The sequence below is a fragment of the Ensifer sp. genome (assembly GCF_035999185.1).
In the GTDB taxonomy this organism is placed as follows: domain Bacteria; phylum Pseudomonadota; class Alphaproteobacteria; order Rhizobiales; family Rhizobiaceae; genus Ensifer.
This window is the reverse complement of the sequence record NZ_DASYHB010000163.1, coordinates 15,893-38,072: the sequence shown is the minus strand read 5'-3', so window position 1 is coordinate 38,072 and position 22,180 is coordinate 15,893. Positions and strand designations below refer to the sequence as shown.

At 63.0% G+C, this 22,180-nt stretch carries 20 protein-coding genes; 10 read left to right on the top strand and 10 right to left on the bottom strand.

The annotated features are described in order from the left end of the window. Positions 1-36 precede the first annotated feature (36 nt). Positions 37-1,521, bottom strand: a complete 1,485-nt coding sequence (locus tag VGO04_RS20645; RefSeq protein WP_327497826.1) for a nucleobase:cation symporter-2 family protein — start codon at positions 1,519-1,521, stop codon at positions 37-39. Positions 1,522-1,817: 296 nt separating this feature from the next. Between VGO04_RS20645 and VGO04_RS20640 the strand changes: the two genes are divergently transcribed. Further along, the gene (locus VGO04_RS20640; protein ID WP_327497825.1) at positions 1,818-2,273 is read left to right on the top strand and encodes a hypothetical protein; all 456 of its coding nucleotides are present in this window, start codon (positions 1,818-1,820) and stop codon (positions 2,271-2,273) included. A gap of 14 nt (positions 2,274-2,287) precedes the next feature. Here VGO04_RS20640 and VGO04_RS20635 read toward each other — a convergent pair whose 3' ends face one another. Next, on the bottom strand, positions 2,288-3,199 hold the full coding sequence (locus tag VGO04_RS20635; protein ID WP_327497824.1) for a LysR family transcriptional regulator: 912 nt from the start codon (positions 3,197-3,199) through the stop codon (positions 2,288-2,290). A gap of 160 nt (positions 3,200-3,359) precedes the next feature. On the opposite strand from VGO04_RS20635, the gene VGO04_RS20630 reads away from it, so the two are divergent. Next, positions 3,360-3,725: an antibiotic biosynthesis monooxygenase gene (locus VGO04_RS20630; protein ID WP_327497823.1), complete on the top strand. Its 366-nt coding sequence runs from the start codon at positions 3,360-3,362 to the stop codon at positions 3,723-3,725. Positions 3,726-3,830: 105 nt separating this feature from the next. Beyond that, positions 3,831-5,054, top strand: a complete 1,224-nt coding sequence (locus VGO04_RS20625) for an MFS transporter (RefSeq protein ID WP_327497822.1) — start codon at positions 3,831-3,833, stop codon at positions 5,052-5,054. Positions 5,055-5,151: 97 nt separating this feature from the next. Here VGO04_RS20625 and VGO04_RS20620 read toward each other — a convergent pair whose 3' ends face one another. From VGO04_RS20620 to VGO04_RS20585, 8 genes are all read right to left on the bottom strand, one after another. Next, positions 5,152-6,873, bottom strand: coding sequence for an ABC transporter substrate-binding protein (locus VGO04_RS20620; RefSeq protein ID WP_327497821.1), 1,722 nt, complete (start codon positions 6,871-6,873; stop codon positions 5,152-5,154). Between the two features lie 78 nt (positions 6,874-6,951). Continuing rightward, positions 6,952-7,374, bottom strand: coding sequence for a DUF2160 domain-containing protein (locus VGO04_RS20615; protein WP_327497820.1), 423 nt, complete (start codon positions 7,372-7,374; stop codon positions 6,952-6,954). After that, entirely contained in the window at positions 7,374-8,192 is an 819-nt protein-coding gene (locus VGO04_RS20610; protein ID WP_275021709.1) for a carbohydrate ABC transporter permease, read from the bottom strand. The genes VGO04_RS20615 and VGO04_RS20610 overlap by 1 nt, the downstream gene beginning before the upstream one ends. Positions 8,193-8,214: 22 nt before the next feature. Further along, positions 8,215-9,081 (bottom strand): sugar ABC transporter permease, encoded by an 867-nt coding sequence (locus VGO04_RS20605; protein ID WP_327497819.1) that lies wholly within the window; start codon positions 9,079-9,081, stop codon positions 8,215-8,217. 2 nt (positions 9,082-9,083) lie between these two features. Then, a complete protein-coding gene (locus tag VGO04_RS20600) occupies positions 9,084-10,154 on the bottom strand; it encodes an ABC transporter ATP-binding protein (protein WP_327497818.1) in 1,071 nt (356 codons plus the stop codon). Between the two features lie 21 nt (positions 10,155-10,175). Then, complete coding sequence (locus VGO04_RS20595; protein WP_327497817.1) at positions 10,176-11,246, bottom strand: ABC transporter ATP-binding protein; 1,071 nt, start codon at positions 11,244-11,246, stop codon at positions 10,176-10,178. Between the two features lie 139 nt (positions 11,247-11,385). Next, entirely contained in the window at positions 11,386-12,903 is a 1,518-nt protein-coding gene (glpD, locus tag VGO04_RS20590; RefSeq protein ID WP_327497816.1) for a glycerol-3-phosphate dehydrogenase, read from the bottom strand. Positions 12,904-13,034: 131 nt separating this feature from the next. After that, the gene (locus tag VGO04_RS20585) at positions 13,035-13,799 is read right to left on the bottom strand and encodes a DeoR/GlpR family DNA-binding transcription regulator (RefSeq protein WP_077967971.1); all 765 of its coding nucleotides are present in this window, start codon (positions 13,797-13,799) and stop codon (positions 13,035-13,037) included. Between the two features lie 170 nt (positions 13,800-13,969). Between VGO04_RS20585 and VGO04_RS20580 the strand changes: the two genes are divergently transcribed. From VGO04_RS20580 to VGO04_RS20550, 7 genes are all read left to right on the top strand, one after another. Next, positions 13,970-14,737, top strand: coding sequence for an SDR family oxidoreductase (locus tag VGO04_RS20580; RefSeq protein WP_327497815.1), 768 nt, complete (start codon positions 13,970-13,972; stop codon positions 14,735-14,737). Positions 14,738-14,992: 255 nt separating this feature from the next. Beyond that, positions 14,993-15,889 carry a LysR family transcriptional regulator gene (locus VGO04_RS20575; RefSeq protein WP_275021702.1) on the top strand — a complete coding sequence of 299 codons (897 nt, stop codon included), beginning with the start codon at positions 14,993-14,995 and terminating at the stop codon, positions 15,887-15,889. 173 nt (positions 15,890-16,062) lie between these two features. After that, entirely contained in the window at positions 16,063-16,542 is a 480-nt protein-coding gene (locus VGO04_RS20570; RefSeq protein WP_327497814.1) for a formate dehydrogenase subunit gamma, read from the top strand. Further along, on the top strand, positions 16,539-18,095 hold the full coding sequence (locus VGO04_RS20565) for an NADH-quinone oxidoreductase subunit NuoF (RefSeq protein WP_327497813.1): 1,557 nt from the start codon (positions 16,539-16,541) through the stop codon (positions 18,093-18,095). Before VGO04_RS20570 ends, VGO04_RS20565 begins: the two co-directional genes overlap by 4 nt. Before the next feature lie 11 nt (positions 18,096-18,106). Further along, a complete protein-coding gene (gene fdhF / locus VGO04_RS20560; protein ID WP_327497812.1) occupies positions 18,107-20,986 on the top strand; it encodes a formate dehydrogenase subunit alpha in 2,880 nt (959 codons plus the stop codon). 21 nt (positions 20,987-21,007) lie between these two features. After that, positions 21,008-21,847 (top strand): formate dehydrogenase accessory sulfurtransferase FdhD, encoded by an 840-nt coding sequence (gene fdhD, locus VGO04_RS20555; RefSeq protein ID WP_327497811.1) that lies wholly within the window; start codon positions 21,008-21,010, stop codon positions 21,845-21,847. Further along, positions 21,837-22,070, top strand: a complete 234-nt coding sequence (locus VGO04_RS20550; RefSeq protein WP_327497810.1) for a formate dehydrogenase subunit delta — start codon at positions 21,837-21,839, stop codon at positions 22,068-22,070. Before fdhD ends, VGO04_RS20550 begins: the two co-directional genes overlap by 11 nt. Positions 22,071-22,180 lie beyond the last annotated feature (110 nt).

Below are 22,180 nucleotides of genomic sequence, written 5' to 3'. Positions count from 1 at the left end.
CCTTTCGGGGCGCCGGGGCGATACTTTCCTTGAACCTCAATGGCTGTCGGCGAGCTTCGCGGCGTTGACGGATGCGGACCGCTCGACGGTCAGGCCGTTGAAGAAGGCGTTGAGCACCACGGCAGAGATCGAGGCGAGCACGATGCCGGACTCGATGATCGGATGGATCGCGTGCGGCAGCCACATCAGGTAGTTCGGGGCGATCAACGGGATCAGGCCGAAGCCGATGGAGACGGCGACGACGAACAGGTTGTTGCGCGACGACTTGAAGTCGACCACCGACAGGATGCGCACGCCTGTGGCTGCGACCATGCCGAACATGACAAGGCCGGCGCCACCGAGCACGAAGGTCGGCACGGCCTCGACCAGCGCGCCCATCTTCGGGATCAGGCCGAGCGCGATCATGATCACGCCGCCCATCACGCAGACATAGCGGCTCTTGACGCCGGTGACGCCGACAAGACCGACATTCTGCGAGAAGCTGGTATAGGGGAAAGTGTTGAACAGACCGCCGATCATCGTGCCGAGGCCATCGACCCGAAGCCCTGCGGTCAACTGCTGCTGCGATACCTCGCGGTTGGTCATCTCACCGAGCGCCAGGAACATGCCGGTCGATTCGATCATGACGACGATCATCACCAGCGACATGGTGCCGATCAGCACCGGATCGAAGATCGGCATGCCGAAGCGCAAGGGCGTCACCACGGCAAACCAGCCGGCATCCGCCACTCGGTCGAAGTGCATCATGCCGAGGGCGGCCGCAACGACGCAGCCGAGCACGACGCCGGTCAGCACCGCGATGTTGCTGATCAGCCCGCGGCCGAAGCGCGCGATCACGAGAATGGACACGAGCACGAAGGCGGCAAGCGCGATGTGGCTCGGCTGGGCATAGATGGGGTTCTGCATGGTGGCGCCGAGCACCAGCCCATCGGGAACAGCAGGGCCTCCGGCAGCGGCGGCCGTCTTCAACCCCGCCAGCCATTCGGCATGGGTCGGATCGACCAGTTTCGGCGCGGTCGGGCCGAAGGGATTGCCGAAGATCCAGTTGACCCCCACGCGCATCAGCGAGACGCCGATGACGAGGATGATCGTGCCGGTGACAACAGGCGGAAAGAACTTCAGGAGCCTGCCCATCAGGGGCGCGAGCAACAGCGCGACGAGGCCGGCGCCGATGATGGCGCCAAAGATCATGCGCGCGCCCTCCTGGCCCGGCGTCATCGCCGCCATCGAGACCATCGGGCCGACGGATGCAAATGTAACGCCCATCATGACCGGCAGGCGGATACCGATGCTGCGGCCGAGGCCGAGCGACTGGATGATCGTGACGATGCCGCAGACGAACAGATCGGCGGAAATCAGGAAGGCGACGTCCTGGGGGCTGAGCTGCAAGGCGCGGCCGACGATGAGCGGCACTGCGACGGCGCCGCCATACATGACGAGAACATGCTGGATCCCGAGGGTGGCGAGCCTGCCGACCGGCAGCTTTTCGTCCACCGGGTGTATGCTGGAAACGTCGCTCATGGTTCCTCCTCCCATTACGTCGACCAGTCCGTTTCCCCTGTCCTCCAACAGGGGAGCGCAATTTTTCCGTGCCGAGGCAGAATGTCGCAAGTATCGCAGATACGAAAACACTTTCTGAAATCTTGGGGTAATCGGTCCCGATGCGCTGGTGGCGAGCGTTGTTGCCGCAGGGTCGGACCGGTCAAAGGTCGCAAGCGAGCCTAGCGCGGCCGGAACCATGCAACGTAGCCGCAATGCGAAGCAGCGATGGTCCTCAAGCCGGTGCCCCCGGCGCTGTTCTTACGGGATCACGATCGATGGTATCTTGGACACTGGCTTCCTGGCGCTTGCTCGCGGTGCTGTTGGCGCTTGCCTTCGCCCTTTCACCGGTTGCCGCGCGCGCCAACGGCGCGACTTTTCCCGGGCAATGGCAGCAGGTCGCATCGGGCACGGATGCCTGTGAGACCTGCTGGGTCGAAATCAGGCGCAACGGCCCGGTTCTGAAGGTAACGGGCAAGGGCGGATGGTTTGCCGTGGTTCATCTCGGGCGTGTCGGGGGCGACCATAGCGCCGAGGGAATCGGTCGCTGGAGCGAAGTCGGCAATAGCCACTATCGCGGCCAGCCCTTCGACATCCGCATCGCGCTCGTCGACAAGCATCTTTACATGGACATGAGCGTGAAGATGGATGACGGCTCGACACGGGCCGTCAGGGCAATCTTCGACAAACGTCGATCGGAAAAATCAGCGCGCCGCGTGATGGTGAAATCGTAGAGCTCTGCTGCCGATCAGGTCGGTCCCGATTTGGCGCCTTCGGTTGGGAAGAGGTTGGCGGCCATAAAATCGACGAAGACCCGCAGTTTCGGCGAGAGATGCCGGCTCGACGGCCACAGGACCCGGTAGGTGCCGCAGCGGCGCAGGTTGTGTTCGAGTACGGGTACGAGCGTTCCCTCGCGCATCTGCCGCCTGATCGTGAAATCCGGAAGGCAGGCGATACCGAGTCCTTGCTCGGCCAGATGGATCAGCGGGTCCAGCGCATTTGAGACGGCCGTCACCGGCAGATCGACACTGACTGCACTGCCTTCCTCCATCAGCGGCCACGGCTCGAGCTTGCCGGTCGAGGGAAAGCGATGATGCAGGCAGAGATGATGCTTTAGATCGCGCGGCGTCGTCGGCGTGCCATGTTCGGCGAAATAGGCGGGTGAACCGACGAGAAAGGGATGGAACGTGCCAATCTGGCGCGTCATCAGACGGGAATCACCGAGCTCGCCGCTGCGGATCACGGCATCGAACCCTTCCTCGATGACATCGACCATGCGGTCGGAGAAATCGAGATCGATCTCGACCTCCGGATAGGCGCGCATGAAGGCCGTCAGCGTCGGCATCAGCAGCATGCCCGCCATCGGCAGGCTGACGCGCAGCTTGCCCCTCGGGACCTCCTGGCTCTGCATCAGTTCGGCTTCGGCCGCTTCGACCTCGCAAAAAATCCGGCGGCAGCGTTCGAGAAACAGCGTGCCCTCCGGCGTCAGCGTGACGCTGCGTGTGCTGCGATGAAAGAGGCGAACGCTCAAGCGTTCCTCCAGACGGGCGATCGCCTTGCCAACGGCCGACGGTGAAACACCGAGTTGCGTGGCGGCCCCGGTGAAGCTGCGCGCCTCCGCGACCTGCACGAATGCGTTGAGTGCGCCAAGGCTGTCCATTCGTTCTCCTCGTCCGTCGTCTCGGATTGCGGATATTTCTGTCCGGTATCTTTGGATCTGTAGCGCATTTTTCTGCGATTGGAAGCTCGCCATAGTCCGCCTGCCCGACACGCCGCGTTTGTGACGCGGGTCAACATTGTCGGCGAAAGAAGGAGAAAACATGCAGAAGGCACTTTTGGCCGGTTTCCGCCGGGATCCCGAACCCACCGTCTTCATCGTCAACGTGATCCATGCCCACGAGGGCAAGCAGGAAGAGGCGTTTCGCCTGATCCAGGACGTGGTCAACTACGTGGCCGAGCGCAAGGAGGGCTTTCTCTGGAGCAATCTCTCCAAGAGCACCGACGGCAAGACCGTGGTCAATATCGAAGCGATAGCCGGGGAAGGGAACGTCGAGGAGTTCTTCGGCGACCCGGTGTTTCTTGAGAAATTCCAGGCGCTGAATTCGGTTTCGACCCATGAGTTCCACACCTATCGCGTCGACGATCTGATCCTGCCCAAGCGCGCTGCACCTGCCGCATCGGCATAGGAGATTTCGCCGCCCGCATGCGCCGGCGGCGTACGCCCTCATCAGACCCAACCCGCCAGCGCCGGACGCGCATGCTCGGCGTGCCGTCCCCGAAAGACCGTTTCCATGCAATCCACCAACTGCGTACCTCCGGCCGCTGGGGAGGCTGCAGCGACGTTCGCCGCCGCTGTTCCTGAGGCCAAGCTGCCGATCTCGGCCCTGCTGGCGCTTGCCTCCGCCGGATTCATCACCATCCTGACGGAAGCGCTGCCGGCCGGCTTGCTACCGCAAATCAGCGCCGATCTCGACGTCTCGCAATCGCTGGCCGGACAGATGGTGACGATCTACGCGATCGGCTCGCTCGTCGCTGCCATCCCGCTCGTGGCACTGACGAGGACCTGGCGCCGGCGGCCGCTGCTGATTGCGGCAATCTCCGGCTTTGCCGTGGTCAACACGGTGACCGCGCTGTCAAACGACTACGTTCTGACGATGGCCGCACGCTTCCTTGCCGGCGTCTTTGCCGGCCTGCTGTGGGCGCTTGCGGCCGGCTATGCCAGCCGCCTGGTCGCGCCGCAGTTGCAGGGACGGGCGATCGCGATTGCGATGCTCGGCGCGCCGGTGGCGCTGTCGATCGGCATTCCCACTGGCACGATGCTTGGCGCCATGACCGGCTGGCGCATGACCTTCGGCCTCCTCAGTGTCATGACGGTGATGCTCGTCGGCTGGGTTCTGCTGGCGGTTCCCGATTTCCCAGGGCAGCGCACCGCGCGGCGGCTGGCGCTTCTATCGGTGTTCCGGCTGCCCGGGATCCGGCCGGTGCTGTTTGTGATGTTCGCCGTCGTTCTCGCCCACAACATCCTCTACACCTACATTGTGCCGTATCTGCAGCCCTCGGGCCTGGATGTGAAAGCCGATCGGGTGCTGCTCATGTTCGGCGTCGCCTCGCTTGCCGTCATTCCGATCGTCGGCGCGCTCGTCGACCGGCACCTGCGCGCGCTGGTGCTTTCGACCACGGCGCTGTTTGCAGCCGCATCGCTGCTGCTTGCCGTCTTCACCGAGCAACCAGTGGCGATCTATCTCGGCGTCGTTGCCTGGGGGCTGGCTTTCGGTGGGGCGCCGACATTGTTTCAGACGGCCTCCGCAAAGGCTGCCGGCGCGGAGGCCGACGCGGCGCAGTCGATGATCGTGACCGGTTGGAATGCCGCGATGGCGGGCGGTGGTTTGGCAGGGGGTCTCTTGCTCGACAGCGTCGGCGCAGCCGTTCTTCCGGTCGTACTTTTGGCGATCCTGCTCCCGGCTCTGGTTGCGGTGTGGTTTGGGCGGCAGGGCTTTCCGCGCCCGCTTCGTTGATTGATTGACGGCAACGAAAAACCGGGGCCGTTGCCGACCCCGGTTCCGCCGCATCTCCTGAAAGAAAAAGGCCGCCCGGTGAGGGCGGCCTTCCTTGTTACTTCTGCCAGCTCTTGACCAGATCGTCGTAGTTGACGGTCTGCGGCTTTTCCTTCTCGTTCTCGATCTTCAGCTGCGGAGCGAGGTTGCCCTTGGATACGGCGTCCTTGTTCCAGTATTCGAGATCGTGCTCTTCGGCGAGCTTCGGACCGATGTCGCCCTGGACGCCCGAACGCTCGAGACGGGAGAGAACCTTCTCCTGCTCGGCGCAAAGCGAATCCATGGCTTCCTGAGCGGTCTTGGCACCCGAGGATGCGTCACCGATCGCCTGCCACCACAGCTGAGCCAGCTTCGGATAGTCAGGAACGTTCGTGCCGGTCGGCGACCACTGCAGACGGGCCGGCGAACGGTAGAACTCGATCAGACCGCCGAGCTTCGGAGCGCGGTCCGTGAAGCTCTTGTGGTCGAGCGTCGACTGGCGGATGAAGGTGAGGCCGACATGGCTCTTCTTCACGTCGACGGTCTTCGAAGTGACGAACTGCGCATAGAGCCAGGCGGCCTTGGCGCGATCGTCAGGCGTAGACTTCAGCAGCGTCCAGGAACCGGCGTCCTGGTAACCGAGCTTCATGCCGTCCTTCCAGTAGACGCCGTGCGGGCTCGGAGCAAAACGCCACTTCGGCGTGCCGTCCTCGTTGACGACCGGAAGACCCGGCTTGACGAAGTCGGCGGTGAACGCCGTGTAGGTGAACATCTGCTGGGCGACTTCGCCCTGCGACGGAACCGGGCCCGATTCCGAGAAGGTCATGCCCTGGGCAGCAGCCGGTGCATAGGCCTTCATCCAGTCGAGGTACTTCTGGATGGAGTAGACGGCGGCCGGGCCGTTGGTGTCACCACCGCGGGCGACGCACGAGCCGACCGGACGCGAGTTCTCGTCGACCTTGATGCCCCACTCGTCGACCGGCTTGCCGTTCGGGATGCCCTTGTCGCCGTTGCCGGCCATCGACAGCCAGGCGTCGGTGAAGCGCCAGCCGAGCGACGGGTCCTTCTTGCCGTAGTCCATGTGGCCATAGACCTTCTTGCCGTCGACTTCGCGGCCGGTGAAGAACTCGGCGATATCTTCGTAAGCCGACCAGTTGACCGGAACGCCGAGGTCGTAGCCGTACTTCGCCTTGAAGTCCGCCTTGTTCTTCTCGTCGTTGAACCAGTCGTAGCGGAACCAATAGAGGTTCGCGAACTGCTGGTCGGGCAGCTGGTAGAGCTTGCCGTCCGGAGCCGTGGTGAAGGACTTGCCGATGAAGTCGTCGATGTCGAGGTTCGGGTTGGTGACGTCCTTGCCTTCATTGGCCATGAAGTCGGTCAGGCTGCGGGCCTGCTGGTAACGCCAATGGGTACCGATCAGGTCCGAGTCGTTGATGTAGGCATCGTAGACGTTCTCGCCCGACTGCATCTGCGTCTGCAGCTTTTCGACGACGTCGCCTTCGCCGATCAGGTCGTGGGTGATCTTGATGCCGGTGATATCGGAGAACGCCTTGGCGAGCGTCTTCGATTCGTATTCATGCGTGGTGATCGTTTCGGAAACGACCTTGATTTCCATGCCGGCAAAGGGCTTGGCCGCATCGACGAACCACTGCATTTCGGCTTCCTGGGCCGCGCGGTCGAGCGAGGACATGTCGCCGATTTCGGTGTCGAGGAACTTCTTTGCTTCGTCCATGCCGGCAAAAGCGGTGCCGGTGAATGCCAGCAGCATGGCTGCCGTCGTAGTCAGAAGATGCCGTCGCATAATTCCCTCCCTTAGGTTTGCGATTGCGTATCTTTTGGCTTTGGGGGGCCGCGGAACGGCCCCGCAAATTTGCTCGCCTCAGACGTAGCGGAAGACGCCGACGGCATAGACCAGGGAGAGCGCGAGCGCCCACCACAGGTTCTGCCCGCCGACGAAGCCGAGCCATGCGAGGTGAATGAAGGCGCTGCCGAGCAGCGACACGAAGAGGCGATCGCCCCGTGTCGTCTCGAAGCGCAGGATGCCGACGCGCGGGTTGCCACCGGGCGAGGCGTATTCCCAGACTGCCATCATCGACAGCAGTGCGAAGATCGTCAGGAAGAACATGGCCGACGGAAACGACCAGGCCATCCAGCCGCCGGCGACCAGCGGCGCGAACCAGTCGCGCGCACCGTCCTTGATCGGCAGCATGCTCATGAGCACGCCGGCGACAGCGACATAGACAACGAGAACGGCGGCGAAGGGCAGTTGCCAACGGGCCTTGCGATCGGGTTGAGCAGTCATCATACCCTCCCCAGGGCAAAGCCCTTGGCGATGTAGTTGCGAACGAAATAGATCACCAGCGCGCCCGGAATGATGGTGAGCACGCCGGCAGCGGCCAGCACACCCCAGTCGAGGCCAGAGGCGGAAACCGTACGGGTCATGGTCGCGGCGATGGGCTTGGCGTCCGTGGTCGTCAGCGTGCGGGCAAGCAGCAGTTCGACCCAGGAGAACATGAAGCAGAAGAAGGCGGCGACACCGATGCCGGACGCGATCAGCGGCATGAAGATCTTCACGAAGAAGCGCGGGAACGAGTAGCCGTCGATATAGGCGGTTTCGTCGATTTCCTTCGGCACGCCCGACATGAAGCCTTCCAGGATCCAGACGGCGAGCGGCACGTTGAACAGGCAGTGCGCAAGGGCAACTGCGATGTGCGTGTCGATCAGGCCGAAGGCCGAATAGAGCTGGAAGAAGGGCAGGGCGAAGACCGCCGGCGGCGCCATGCGGTTGGTCAAGAGCCAGAAGAACAGGTGCTTGTCGCCGAGGAACCGGTAGCGCGAGAAGGCATAGGCCGCCGGAAGCGCTGCCGCAACCGAGATCACCGTGTTCATGACGACGTAGATGATCGAGTTGATGTAGCCGTTGTACCAGGAGGGATCGGTGAAGATCACCTCATAGTTCCTGAGCGTCGGGTTGACCGGCCAGAGCGAGAAGGTGCTCAAGATCTCGCTCGTTTCCTTGAAGCTCATGTTGACGAGCCAATAGATCGGCAAGAGCAGGAAGACGATGTAGATCGTCGGCACCAGCCAGGAGAGGCGTTCGGTAAGTGGTTTTGTCTGCATGTTTTTTCTCCTCCCGCCTTTGTCAGCCCTGCGCGTCGCTCGTGGTCATCACGGTGTAGAAGATCCACGAGAGCAGCAGGATGATGAGGAAGTAGATGATCGATAGCGCTGCCGCCGGACCGAGGTCGAACTGGCCGATGGCCGTCTTGACGAGGTCGATGGACAGGAAGGTGGTGGAGTTGCCCGGGCCGCCGCCGGTGACGACGAAGGGCTCGGTGTAGATCATGAAGCTGTCCATGAAGCGCAGCAGGAAGGCGATCAAAAGCACGCGCTTCATCTTCGGCAGCTGGATGTAGCGGAACACCGACCAGCGCGAGGCGCCGTCGATCTTGGCCGCCTGATAATAGGCGTCCGGGATCGAGACGAGGCCGGCATAGCAGAGCAGCACGACGAGGCTCGTCCAGTGCCAGACGTCCATGACGATCAGCGTCACCCAGGCAGCGACCGGGTTCTGCACGTAGTTATAGTTGATGCCCATGGCTTCGAGTGTGCGGCCGAGAAGGCCGATATCGACGCGGCCGAAGACCTGCCAGATGGTGCCGACGACGTTCCACGGGATCAGGAGCGGCAGCGCCATCAGCACGAGGCAGACCGGCACGCCGAGGCCCTTCTTCGGCATGTTGAGCGCGATGATGATGCCGAGCGGGATTTCGATCGCCAGAATGATCGCCGAGAAGATCAGGTTGCGGGTAAGCGCGTCCCAGAAGCGGTCGGAGGTCAGGACCTGCACATACCAGTCGGTTCCGGCCCAGAAAAACTGGTTGTTGCCGAAGGTGTCCTGGACCGAATAGTTGACGACGGTCATCAGCGGGATGACGGCCGAGAAGGCGACCAGCACGAGCACCGGCAGCACCATGAACCAGGCCTTGTTGTTCCAGGTTTTCTCCATGGTCAGGCCTCCTCGCCGACGCGCCAGGAATCGGCGTAGATATTGATGGCTTTCGGATCGAAGCTGACGCGCGGATCGGCGGGGATCTCGCCATCCTCGTCGACGATGATCGAGATCGGTTGATCGGCGAAGCGGGCGCGCACGATCTTGTGGCGGCCGATGTCCTCGACCTTGGTGATCGCGACCGGCATGCCCTCGCGGCCGAGCGAGACGAATTCCGGGCGGATGCCGAGTTCGGTCTTGGCGCCGGTTTTCACGTTTGGCTGGAAATTGAGTGCCAGGTGTTCGCCGCCCACCGTCGCCGTGTTGCCGTCGAGCTTGACCGGCAGCACGTTCATGCCCGGAGAGCCGATGAAATAGCCGACGAAGGTGTGGCGCGGACGCTCGAAGAGTTCGGCCGGCGTGCCGATCTGGACGATCTGGCCGTCATACATGACGACGACCTTGTCGGCGAAGGTGAGCGCTTCCGTCTGGTCGTGGGTGACGTAGACCATGGTAAAGCCGAACTGCTTGTGCAGCCGCTTGATCTGCGAGCGCAGTACCCACTTCATTTCCGGATCGATGACGGTGAGTGGCTCGTCGAACAGGATGGCGCTGACGTCGTTGCGCACGAGACCGCGGCCGAGCGAGATCTTCTGCTTCTGGTCGGCGGTGAGGCCGCGGGCGGTCTTCTTCGCCCAGCCGCCGAGGCCGATCATCTCGATCGTCTCCTTGACGCGGCGGTCGACCTCGGCCTCCGGCACATGCCGGTTGCGCAAGGGGAAGGCCAGATTGTCGTAGACGGTCATCGTGTCGTAGATAACCGGGAACTGGAACACCTGGGCGATGTTGCGTTCCTGGGTCGACAGATGCGTCACGTCCTTGCCGTCGAAGAGGATGCGTCCTTCCGACGGGTTGATCAGGCCCGAGATGATGTTGAGCAGTGTGGTCTTGCCGCAGCCGGACGGACCGAGCAGCGCATAGGCGCCGCCGTCGTTCCATTCGTGATGCACTTCCTTCAGCGCGTAGTCGTTTTCCGACTTCGGCTTGGCGCCGTAGGCGTGGCGGATATGTTCGAGATCGATGCGTGCCATGTTTTCCTCCCAGCGCCCCCTTTAGGCCGCGCCGCCGATGGCGCGTCCGTCAGGCCCGAAGGCCATGAGGTGGCGGGTATCGACGAAGACCGTAAGGGTCGCGTCCGGTTCGATGTCGTGGATGCCCTGCGCCAGCATGACCCAGCGCGCATTGGCAAATCCCACGTGAATGAAGCTCTCCGAGCCGGCGATCTCGGAGATCGCGGTCTTGACGGTGAGCCCGTCGCCGCCGCCCTGCGGCCGTTCGAATGCAATATGGTGAGGCTGGAAGGCGACGGTGCAGGGACCGTCGGCAATGGCACTCAGATGCGCCGGCACCGTCAGCACCGGCTTTCCGTCGAGCGTGAAGGTCGAGCCGGATTTGACGAGCTCGATCGTGTTCAACGGCGGGTCGGCGAACGTGCGGGCGGTGATGAGATCGACCGGACGGCGATAGACGTCGATGGTCTTGCCGAACTGGGTGATGCGGCCCTGGCTGAGGGCGGCCGTGTTGCCGCCGAGAAGCAGCGCTTCCGATGGTTCTGTCGTCGCATAGACGAAGATCGCGCCGGAGGCGGCGAAGATCTTCGGCAGCTCCTCGCGCAGTTCCTCACGCAGCTTGTAATCAAGGTTGGCGAGCGGTTCGTCGAGAAGCACGAGGTCGGCATTCTTGACGATGGCGCGGGCAAGCGCCGTGCGCTGTTGCTGGCCGCCGGAAAGGTTGAGCGGCGTACGGTCGAGATAGGGCGTGAGCTTCAAAAGCTCGGCCGCCTTGCGCACTTCGCGGTCGATGGTGGCGGCATCGGCGCCGCTGATGCGCATCGGCGAAGCGATGTTCTCATAGACCGTCATCGCCGGATAGTTGATGAACTGCTGGTAGACCATGGCGACCGAGCGCTTCTGCACCGGTTGGCCGGTCACGTCGGTACCGTCGAAGATCAGCGAACCGGAGGCTGGCTTGTCGAGACCGGCCATCAGCCGCATCAGCGACGTCTTGCCGGACAGCGTCGGGCCGAGCAGCACATTGAGCGACCCCCTCTCCAGCACCAGGTCGGTCGGGTAGATATGCGTCTCCCCGCCCACGACCTTGGATATCTTCTTCATTTCAAGCATTGAATTCTCCACCCAGCCCTACGGCAGTCCCGAGTGTTTCCACGCCGCCGCGGAAATCCTCTGTCTTCATCCCTTTGGCATTTCCGGACGCAAGACCGCTGCGCGTTCCTGCCGGGAAATGCTTCAAATGCGAGCCTCTTCAAGCGGCTGCGTTGGCCGCGCCTCGCATGTATTCCTCCAGGGCCAGCGCCTCGCCGGGCGTCAGCTTCAATCCCAGTTTCGTGCGGCGCCACAACACGTCCTCGGCGTGCCGCGCCCATTCCTTGGCAATTAGCCACTTGACCTCGGCCTCATAGAGATCGGCGCCGAAACAACGACCAAGGGCCGCCTCGTTCGTTGCCGAACCGAGGATAGCTGCTGCCCGCGTGCCGTAGAGACGCACGAGGCGTCGGGCATGCGCGGGGGCAAGGAACGGGTATTGCTTCCGCAATCTTGCGACCTCGTCGGCGTAGCCCTCGGTCGGAAAGTCGCCGCCCGGAAGCTTGGAGCCAGCGGTCCATTTCGAGCCCTTGACGCCGATCGCCTCGCCGATCTTTTCAAGCGCGGATTCGCCGAGGCGACGGTAGGTCGTCAGCTTGCCGCCGAAGACGTTGAGCAGCGGGGCTGCGCCCTTGTCGCCCTCTACGCGCAGCACGTAGTCGCGGGTTGCTTCCTGCGCCTTGCTGGCGCCGTCGTCATAGAGCGGGCGCACGGCCGAATAGGTCCAGACGATATCGTTCTTCGTCACCGGCTCGAGGAAGTATTCGCTCGCCGCCTTGCAGAGATAGTCGACCTCGGCGTCGCTGATGCGGACATCCGCCGGATTGCCGGTGTAGTCGCGATCGGTGGTGCCGATCAGCGTAAAATCTTCCTCGTAAGGGATGGCGAACATGATGCGGCCGTCCGGGTTCTGGAAGAAATAGGCGCGCGGATCGTCGAACTTCTTCTTCACGACGATGTGGCTGCCCTGCACGAGGCGGACATTGTGAACGTCGTTCTTGCCGAGTGCGCCTGACAGCACCGCATCGACCCAGGGGCCTGCGGCATTGATGAGCATGCGGGCCTGCAGCGTCTTGCGTTCACCGTTCGCCTGGTTTTCGGTTTCGATGGTCCAAAGCGCGCCGTCGCGCCGCGCCGAAACGACGCGGGTGCGGGCCATGATGACGGCGCCGCGATCGGCGGCGTCACGGGCGTTGAGCACCACCAGGCGTGCGTCGTTGACCCAGCCGTCGGAATATTCGAAGGCCTTGTTGAACAGGCGCTTCAGCGGCTTGCCGGCCGGGTCGCGGTTCATGTCCAGCGTCGCGGTGGCCGGCAGCAGCTTGCGGCCGCCGATGTGGTCGTAAAGGAAGAGGCCAAGGCGGATGAGCCAGGCTGGGCGCAGGCCGCCCTTGTGGTAGGGCAGCACGAAGCGCATCGGCCAGATGACGTGCGGCGCCATGGCCCAGAGCACCTCGCGCTCCATCAGCGCCTCGCGCACCAGCCGGAACTCGTAGTGCTCCAGATAGCGCAGGCCGCCGTGAATGAGCTTGGTGGAACCGGAGGACGTGCCGGAGGCGAAATCGTTCATTTCGGCCAAGGCGACCGAGTATCCGCGGCCGACCGCATCACGCGCGATACCGCATCCGTTGATGCCGCCGCCGATGACGAAGACGTCGTAGATTGCCTGCTCTGACACTGCTGTTTCCCCTCCACATTTCGCAATGCACAAATTGATGCAACAGCGAAAGTGAAATCAGTTAAAACGAAAACATATCGAATGTCAAACGAATGCACTGCGAATCTTAAGGGGTGTCTAAATCTCGTGCTTCAGGCGTCGGTTTCGATCAGCCGAACGTCCTGTTCGGCACAGATTTTCCTGACGTTTTCGAGCGTACAGCGATCGGTGATAAAGGTCTGGACCTGGGAGATATGACCGATGCGAACCGGCGCGGTTCTTTCGAACTTCGTCGAGTCGGAAACCAGGATGACATGGCGTGCATTGGCGATGATCGCCTGGGCGACTTTCACTTCGCGGAAATCGAAATCGAGCAGCGCGCCGTCATGGTCGATTGCCGAGGCGCCGATGACGGCGAAGTCGACCTTGAACTGCTTGATGAAGTCGACGGCCGCCTCGCCGACGATGCCGCCGTCCGACCCGCGCACGACGCCGCCGGTGATGACGACCTCGATCGAGGGGAAAACACGCAAGCGATTGGCGACGTTGATGTTGTTGGTGATGACCATCAGTTCCTTGTGGTCGAGCAGGGCCTCTCCGACGGCCTCGGTGGTGGTGCCGATATTGATGAACAGCGATGCGTTGTCGGGGATAAGCTCGGCCGCTGCCTTGCCGATTGCCTGTTTCTCCGGTGCGGCGATCTGGCGGCGGGCATCGTATTTGACGTTTTCCTTGCCGCTGGGGAAGATCGCGCCGCCGTGAATGCGGTTCAGAACCTTGGCATCGCAGAGGTCGTTCAGGTCCTTTCGGATGGTTTGCGGCGTGACGGAAAAGCGCTGCGCCAACTCTTCGACGAGCACGCGGCCCTCGCTCTTCGCCAGCTCCAGGATCTCCGCTTGTCGGCCCGTCAGGTACATTTCGTCCTCCCCATTTTCGTTTTGGTTCATAATATGCAAAAACGAAAGCCGCGCAATTTCAGAATCGGCGGTTTCGCTGAAATCGCTTTCGTTGCGGCTGAGAGCATCGAGGCGCGTTGCATTCGTTCCGCCGATGCGCGACGCTGCCGTCGGATTGAGAGGAAAGAAGCATGTTCCATCCAGCCTTGTTCAAGGGCATGACCGTCGTGGTGACCGGGGCCGGTCGCGGTATTGGCCTGGAGGTTGCGCGGCAGTTCCTCGACTGCGGCGCCCATGTGCTCGTCCATGCCGGCCGGTCGATCGGCGACTTGCCTGATTTTCTCGAAACGGCAGCGACGGAGGGCCGAGCCCATGTCGTGACGGCAGATTTTCTTGCGCCGGGCGGCGTCGAGGGGTTGGCCGACGTGGTTCGAAGCAAATTCCAAAGCATCGATATCCTGATCAACAATGCCGGCACGATGGTCGGCCGCTTCCCGGCGGCCGAGCTGACCGACGAGCAATACCAGACCGTCGTTCAGCTCAATCAAACGGCGGTGGTCGAGATGACGCGGGCGATGCTGCCGCTGTTGCGCAAGGGCACGCATCCGGCTGTTGTCAACACTGTCTCGATCTCGGCTGTCACCGGCGGCAGCGCCGGCTCGTCGATCTATTCGGCCACCAAGGCCTTCGTCGCCACCTACTCCAAGGCGTTGGCGCGCGAACTCGCGCCCGAGGGCATTCGCGTCAATTGCGTGTCGCCGGGCACGATCACCACCGAGTTCCATGAGCGCTACTCGTCGCCGGAAAAGCTGGAGGCGACGCGCAAGACCATTCCGCTCGGGCGGTTGGGCACGTCGGAGGAATGCGCGCCAGCCTATCTCTTCCTCGCCTCGCATGCGCTGTCGGGCTACATCACCGGGCAGGTGTTGGAGGTCAACGGCGGGCAATTGATCGCGTGAGCGGATGTTTGTTGGAGAGTTTTTCCCATCATTCGCCTGCCGGGACCTGCTCCCCGCCTGCGGGGAGAGGGGACCTTCCTGAGACGCCTGTATTCCGACACGGGACCAGAGCGAGTTCGCTTTCCCCGTTAGATGGAAAGGGATGTTGCGGCGCTGCTGATGTTGCTGTGGTCTGGATCGGGGCACGTCCCCTCTCCCCGCCTGCGGGGAGAGGGCTAGGGTGAGGGGCAGACTTGAAAACGCCAAAGGCATGACATGATCGACAAGCTGGAAATGTTCCTTGTTCTGGCACGCGAAAGGCACTTCGGCCGCGCGGCGGAGGAATGCGGCGTGACGCAGCCGACGCTGTCGGCCGCCATCCGTCAGCTTGAGGATCAGCTTGGCGTCATGCTCGTCAGCCGCGGCTCGCGCTTCCAGGGGCTGACGCCGGAGGGCCAGCGCGTGCTCGAATGGGCGCGCCGCATCGTTGGCGATGCCCGCACCATGCGCGAGGAGATGCGCGCGGCGCGCAAGGGGCTTTCCGGTCACATCCGGCTGGCTGCGGTGCCGACGACGCTTGCCATGGTGCCGATGATTACCGCGCCGTTCCAGGAAAAACACCCGGATGTCACCTTCTCGGTGCTGTCGACCACGTCGCTTCAAATCCTGGCGTTGCTGGAAAATCTCGAGATCGACGCGGGCCTCACCTATCTGGAGAACGAGCCGCTCGGTCGGGTGACCAGCGTGCCGTTGCAGGTCGAGCGCTATCACCTCGTCACCGCCGCTGGAACGCCGCTTTCGGAGCGGGAAAGCGTGACGTGGAAAGAGGTTAGCGACGTTCGGCTTTGTCTATTGACGGCCGATATGCAGAACCGCCGCATCGTCAACCAGCATTTTGCCGAGGCCGGCGTCGTCGCCAAGCCGACGCTCGAATCGAACTCGATGATCGTGCTTTTCTCGCATGTGCGCACCGGCCGCTGGGCGAGTATCATGCCGTTCAACGTCGCGAAATCATTCGGTTTTCACGAGGATATCCGAATGATCCCGATCGTCGATCCGGATGCCCGCCACACCGTCGGCCTGGTTGCGACACACCGTGAGCCGTTTACGCCGCTCGTCTCGGCTCTGTTGCACGAGGCGCGTATCCTGGGCGAGCGAAATCAGGTTCAATAGATTTTTTCTATCGATCGACGGAACAGCCTTATTGACCCACCGGGCCATAAGCGCGAAGCTTTTTGATCAAGGCCGGAGACCGCCGAGGAACGGCCTTCGCCAGGAATTGAAAGTCGGCTGGACCGGTCGCTCGTTTCGGGCGCCGGCGAGCCCACGAGCCGGGAGGGCTCCTGTTGAACATCCATCAGCCGCGCAAGGATATCGCGGAGACCACGCTCGCCATTGTCGAGGAGCTGAAGGGGCTCGAGGGCCCGTTGCTGCCGATCCTGCACGAGCTGCAGGAAGAATTCGGCTACGTGCCACAGGAATGTCTTCCCGTCATTGCGCGCGAGCTCAACCTGTCGCGCGCCGAAGTCTACGGCGTCATGAGCTTCTACCATGACTTCCGCGAGCATCCGGCCGGGCGCCATGTGCTGAAGCTCTGTCGGGCCGAGGCCTGCCAGTCGATGGGCGGTGATCAGCTTGCCGAACGCGCCAAGCGGCTACTCGGCATCGATTTCCATGAGACGACGCCGGATGGCGCGGTGACGCTGGAACCGATCTACTGTCTCGGGCTCTGTTCCTGCGCACCCTCCGCCATGCTCGACGGAGAGGTGCATGCCCGGGTCGATACCGCCGATCTCGAGGCGCTGGTTCAGGAGGCGCGTCGATGACCACGAAGATCTATATTCCGCGGGATGCCGCGGCGATAGCGCTCGGTGCCGAGAAGGTCGTGAAAGCCATGGCCGAGGCGGTCGCTGCCCGCGGCCTTGACGTCGTGATCGTGCGCAACGGTTCGCGCGGCATGCACTGGCTGGAGCCCTTGCTCGAGGTGGAAACGCCACAAGGTCGCGTCGCCTACGGCCCGGTCAAGGCGCGCGATATCGCGTCTCTCCTTGACGCCGGGCTGCTTGAAGGCGGCGACCACGCGCTCTGTCTCGGGAAGACCGAGGACATTCCCTTCCTCAAGCAGCAGACGCGGCTGACCTTTGCCCGTTGTGGCATCATCGATCCGCTCTCGCTCGACGACTACCAGGCCCATGGCGGGCTCGCGGGCCTGCGCAACGCCATTGCCATGGCACCGGAGGCGATCGTCGCGCAGGTGACCGAGAGCGGCCTTCGCGGCCGCGGCGGCGCAGGCTTTCCGACCGGCATCAAGTGGAAGACGGTTCTCGAGGCGGCGGGCGCGCGCAAATACATCGTCTGCAATGCCGACGAGGGCGACAGCGGCACCTTTGCCGACCGAATGATCATGGAGGGCGATCCCTTCGTGCTGATCGAGGGCATGGCGATTGCCGGCATCGCGACGGGTGCCACCAAGGGCTTCATCTATACCCGCTCCGAATATCCGCATGCGATCGCGGCGATGGCTGAGGCGATCGAGATCGCGCGCAAGGCCGGCGTGCTCGGGACCTCGGTGCTCGGCTCCGGTCGGGCCTTCGACATGGAGGTGCGCGAAGGCGCCGGCGCCTATGTCTGCGGCGAGGAAACGGCGCTTCTGAACAGCCTCGAAGGCAAACGCGGGATCGTGCGCGCCAAGCCGCCGCTGCCCGCCCACAAGGGCCTCTTCGACTGTCCGACTGTGATCAACAACGTGATCTCGCTCGCCTCCGTTCCCATCATCATGGACAAGGGTGCCGCCTACTACCGCGACTTTGGCATGGGCCGATCGCGCGGCACGATCCCGATCCAGATCGCCGGCAACGTCAAACATGCCGGCCTCTTTGAGACCGCCTTCGGCCTCGCGCTCGGTGAGATCATCGATCACATCGGTGGCGGCACGGCAAGCGGCCGGCCGGTCAAGGCGGTGCAGGTCGGCGGTCCGCTCGGCGCCTATTTCCCGCGCGCCCTGTTCGATACGCCGTTCGATTACGAGGCCTTTGCGGCGCGCGACGGTCTCATCGGCCATGCCGGCATTGTCGTCTTCGATGACACCGCAGACATGCTGCACCAGGCTCGTTTTGCCATGGAGTTCTGCGCCGTCGAAAGCTGTGGCAAGTGCACGCCCTGCCGCATCGGTTCGACCCGCGGCGTCGAGGTGGCCGACAAAATCGCAGCCGGCATCGAGCCGGAGAAGAACCGCGAACTGCTCGCCGATCTCTGTAATACAATGAAGTTCGGTTCGCTTTGTGCCCTTGGCGGCTTCACGCCCTATCCGGTGCTCAGCGCCATGACCCATTTCCCGGATGATTTTCAGCCGGCACCGCGCGTTGAAGCGGCGGAGTGAGGAGAAAGACCATGTCTCTCATTCATGAAATCGACTACGGCACTCCCGCTTCGAAGTCAGAAAAGCTGGTGACGCTCACCATCGATGGACGCGAGGTTACGGTGCCCGAGGGTACCTCGATCATGCGGGCGGCGATGGATGCCGGCATCGAAGTGCCGAAACTCTGCGCGTCGGACATGATGGATGCCTTCGGTTCCTGCCGGCTCTGTCTCGTCGAGATCAAGGGGCGTAACGGCATGCCGGCTTCGTGCACGACGCCTGTCGCGGCCGGCATCGAAGTCTCGACCCAGACGCCGCGGCTGAAGGACGTGCGCCGCGGGGTGATGGAACTCTATATCTCCGACCATCCGCTCGACTGTCTGACCTGTGCCGCCAATGGAGATTGCGAGCTGCAGGACATGGCCGGTGCGGTCGGCCTGCGCGATGTGCGCTACGGCTATGATGGCGAGAACCACGTCACGGCGCGCAACAATGGCGACATCAACGCCAAATGGATGCCGAAGGACGAGTCCAATCCCTACTTCACCTATGATCCGGCGAAGTGCATCGTCTGCTCGCGCTGCGTGCGCGCCTGCGAGGAAGTGCAGGGCACGTTTGCGCTGACGATCGGCGGCCGCGGTTTCGACAGCCGTGTCTCGGCTGGCATGGCCGAAGACTTCATGTCGTCGGAATGCGTCTCCTGCGGCGCCTGCGTGCAGGCCTGCCCGACGGCGACACTCATCGAAAAGTCTGTCATCGAGATCGGCCAGCCGGAACATTCCGAAGTGACGACCTGCGCCTATTGCGGCGTCGGCTGCTCGTTCAAGGCGGAGATGCGCGGCGAGGAGCTGGTACGCATGGTGCCGTGGAAGGATGGCCAGGCCAACCGCGGTCATTCCTGCGTCAAGGGTCGGTTCGCCTATGGCTATTCCAACCACAAGGACCGCATCCTCAACCCGATGATCCGCGAGAAGATCTCCGATCCCTGGCGCGAGGTTACCTGGGAAGAGGCCTATGCGCATGTGGCCTCCGAGTTCCGGCGGATCCAGTACCAGTATGGCCGCGATTCGGTCGGCGGTATCACCTCATCGCGCTGCACCAATGAAGAGACCTACCTGGTGCAGAAGCTGGTGCGCGCCGGCTTCGGCAACAACAATGTCGACACCTGCGCCCGCGTCTGCCATTCGCCCACCGGCTATGGCCTCGGCCAGGCCTTCGGTACCTCGGCCGGCACGCAAAATTTCGATTCGGTCGAATTCACCGATGTTGCCGTCATCATCGGCGCCAACCCGACCGATGGTCATCCGGTCTTCGGTTCGCGGCTGAAAAAGCGGCTGCGCGAAGGCGCCAAGCTGATCGTCATCGATCCGCGCCGCACCGACATCGTGCGCTCTGCGCACGTGGAGGCCGCCTATCACCTGCCGCTGCAACCCGGTACCAATGTCGCGATCTTGACCTCGATCGCGCATGTGATCGTGACTGAAGGGCTCGCCAACGAGAAATTCATTCGCGAGCGCTGCGACTGGTCGGAATACGAGGACTGGGCGGCTTTCGTCGCTGAGCCCTATCACAGCCCCGAAGCGACCGAAGCCTATACCGGCGTGCCCGCCGATCTGGTGCGCGGTGCAGCCCGGCTTTATGCCACCGGCGGCAACGGCGCGATCTACTACGGTCTGGGGGTCACCGAGCACAGCCAGGGCTCGACCACGGTCATGGCGATCGCCAACCTTGCTATGGTCACCGGCAACATCGGCCGGCCGGGCGTCGGGGTGAACCCGCTGCGCGGCCAGAACAATGTGCAGGGCTCCTGCGACATGGGTTCCTTCCCGCACGAGTTGCCGGGTTATCGCCATGTCTCCGACGATGCGACGCGCGAGACATTCGAAAAACTCTGGGGCGTTGAGATCTCCAACGAGCCGGGCCTGCGCATCCCGAACATGCTCGATGCCGCCGTCGACGGCACCTTCAAGGGCATCTACATCCAGGGCGAAGACATCCTGCAGTCGGATCCTGACACCAAGCACGTGGCAGCCGGCCTCGCGGCGATGGAATGCGTCGTCGTACACGACCTCTTCCTCAACGAGACGGCCAACTATGCGCATGTCTTCCTGCCGGGTTCGACCTTCCTTGAGAAGGACGGCACCTTCACCAATGCCGAGCGCCGCATCAATCGTGTGCGCAAGGTGATGACGCCGAAGAACGGCTATGCCGACTGGGAGGTTACCCAGAAGCTGGCGCAGACCATGGGCCTCAACTGGAACTACCGTCACCCGTCCGAAATCATGGACGAGATCGCCGCGACGACGCCGAGCTTCGCGCTCGTCTCCTACGACTATCTCGAAAAGATGGGCTCGGTGCAGTGGCCCTGCAACGAGACGCATCCCGAGGGATCGCCGATCATGCATGTCGACGGCTTCGTGCGCGGCAAGGGCAAATTCATCCGCACCGAATATGTGGCGACGGACGAACGCACCGGCCCGCGCTTCCCGCTGTTGCTCACCACCGGCCGCATCCTCAGCCAGTACAATGTCGGTGCCCAGACGCGGCGCACCGACAACGTCGTCTGGCATGCGGAGGACCGGCTGGAGATCCATCCGCATGATGCCGAGCAGCGTGGCATTCGTGATGGCGACTGGATCAGGCTGGCGAGCCGCGCGGGCGAGACCACTTTGCGGTCGCTGATCACCGATCGCGTCGCTCCCGGCGTCGTCTACACCACCTTCCACCACCCATCGACGCAGGCAAACGTCATCACCACGGACTTCTCCGACTGGGCGACCAACTGCCCGGAATACAAGGTGACGGCGGTACAGGTGATGCCGTCGAATGGTCCGTCCGACTGGCAGGTGGATTATGACGAGCAGGCGCGGCAGTCGCGCCGGATTTCCGGCAAGCTGGAGGCGGCGGAGTAATGCCATTCCCTGCGACTGATCATGGCGACGTTTAAAACATCCGCGACCGTTCCCGAGGCTGCCCGCCGCAACGGCACGCTTCGGGACGGTTCGCGCGCCGTGCCGGAGGAAACGCCGGTTGCCTTCTCCTATGGCGGCTCGACCCACGCTGTCATGATGGCCACGCCCGGTGACCTCGAGGATTTCGCCATCGGCTTCAGCCTGACCGAGGGCATCATTACCGACCCCGATCAGATCGAAACGGTCGAGATCGTCGCAGAGACGGTGGCCGGCCATCTCGGCATCGACCTGCAGATCGCGCTTGGCGACGAAGAGAACGACATGTTGCGCCAGCGTCGAAGGCATATGGCCGGGCCTGTCGGATGCGGGCTATGCGGCATCGAATCGATCGAGCAGGCGGTGCGGCCGACGCCGGATGTCTCAGGCTCGAAGCTGACGCTCTCTGAAGAAGACGTCGTTTCCGCCGTGGCTCTGCTCAATGGCCAGCAGCCGCTGCACTTCGAAACCCGCGCGGTACATGGCGCCGCCTTCTACGTGCCCGGCCGCGGCCTGATCGCGGTGCGCGAGGACGTTGGCCGTCACAATGCGCTCGACAAGTTGGTCGGTGCTGCCGCGCGCGCCGGTTTCAAGGGGAGTGAAGGCGCCGTCGTCGTCACCAGCCGGGTATCGGTCGAGATGGTGCAGAAGACGGCCGTGGTCGGCAGCCCCGTGATCATTGCCATCTCGGCGCCGACGGCACTTGCCATCCGTACGGCAGAGGCTGCGGGCATGACGTTGATCGCTTTGGTGCGCGGCGACGAGTTCGAGATTTTCACCCATGCCGAGCGCATCAAGTCCGGAGCTGTCGCCGATGTCGCATGACAACCCAAACGCCAAGCTGATCTACATGGCGAACCAGATTGCCACCTTTTTCAAGACCCAGCCGGCGAGCGAAGCGGCGCAGGGCGTGGCAACGCACATCAACAAATACTGGGAGCCGCGCATGCGGCGCAAATTGTTCGAGCATATCGACAAGGGCGGCGAGGGGCTGACGCCGCTGGTGCTGGAAGCGGCGTCGAAGATCAAGCGGCCGGAAGCGGCTTAGGCGCCTATCCGACCCGTCGAAGCGCCGATGGGCCCGCCGCTTCACGCGGTCGACTGCCGGACAAAGCACTTCACAACCCCCCAGAAAAATTAAGGGAAGGCGGCTACCGG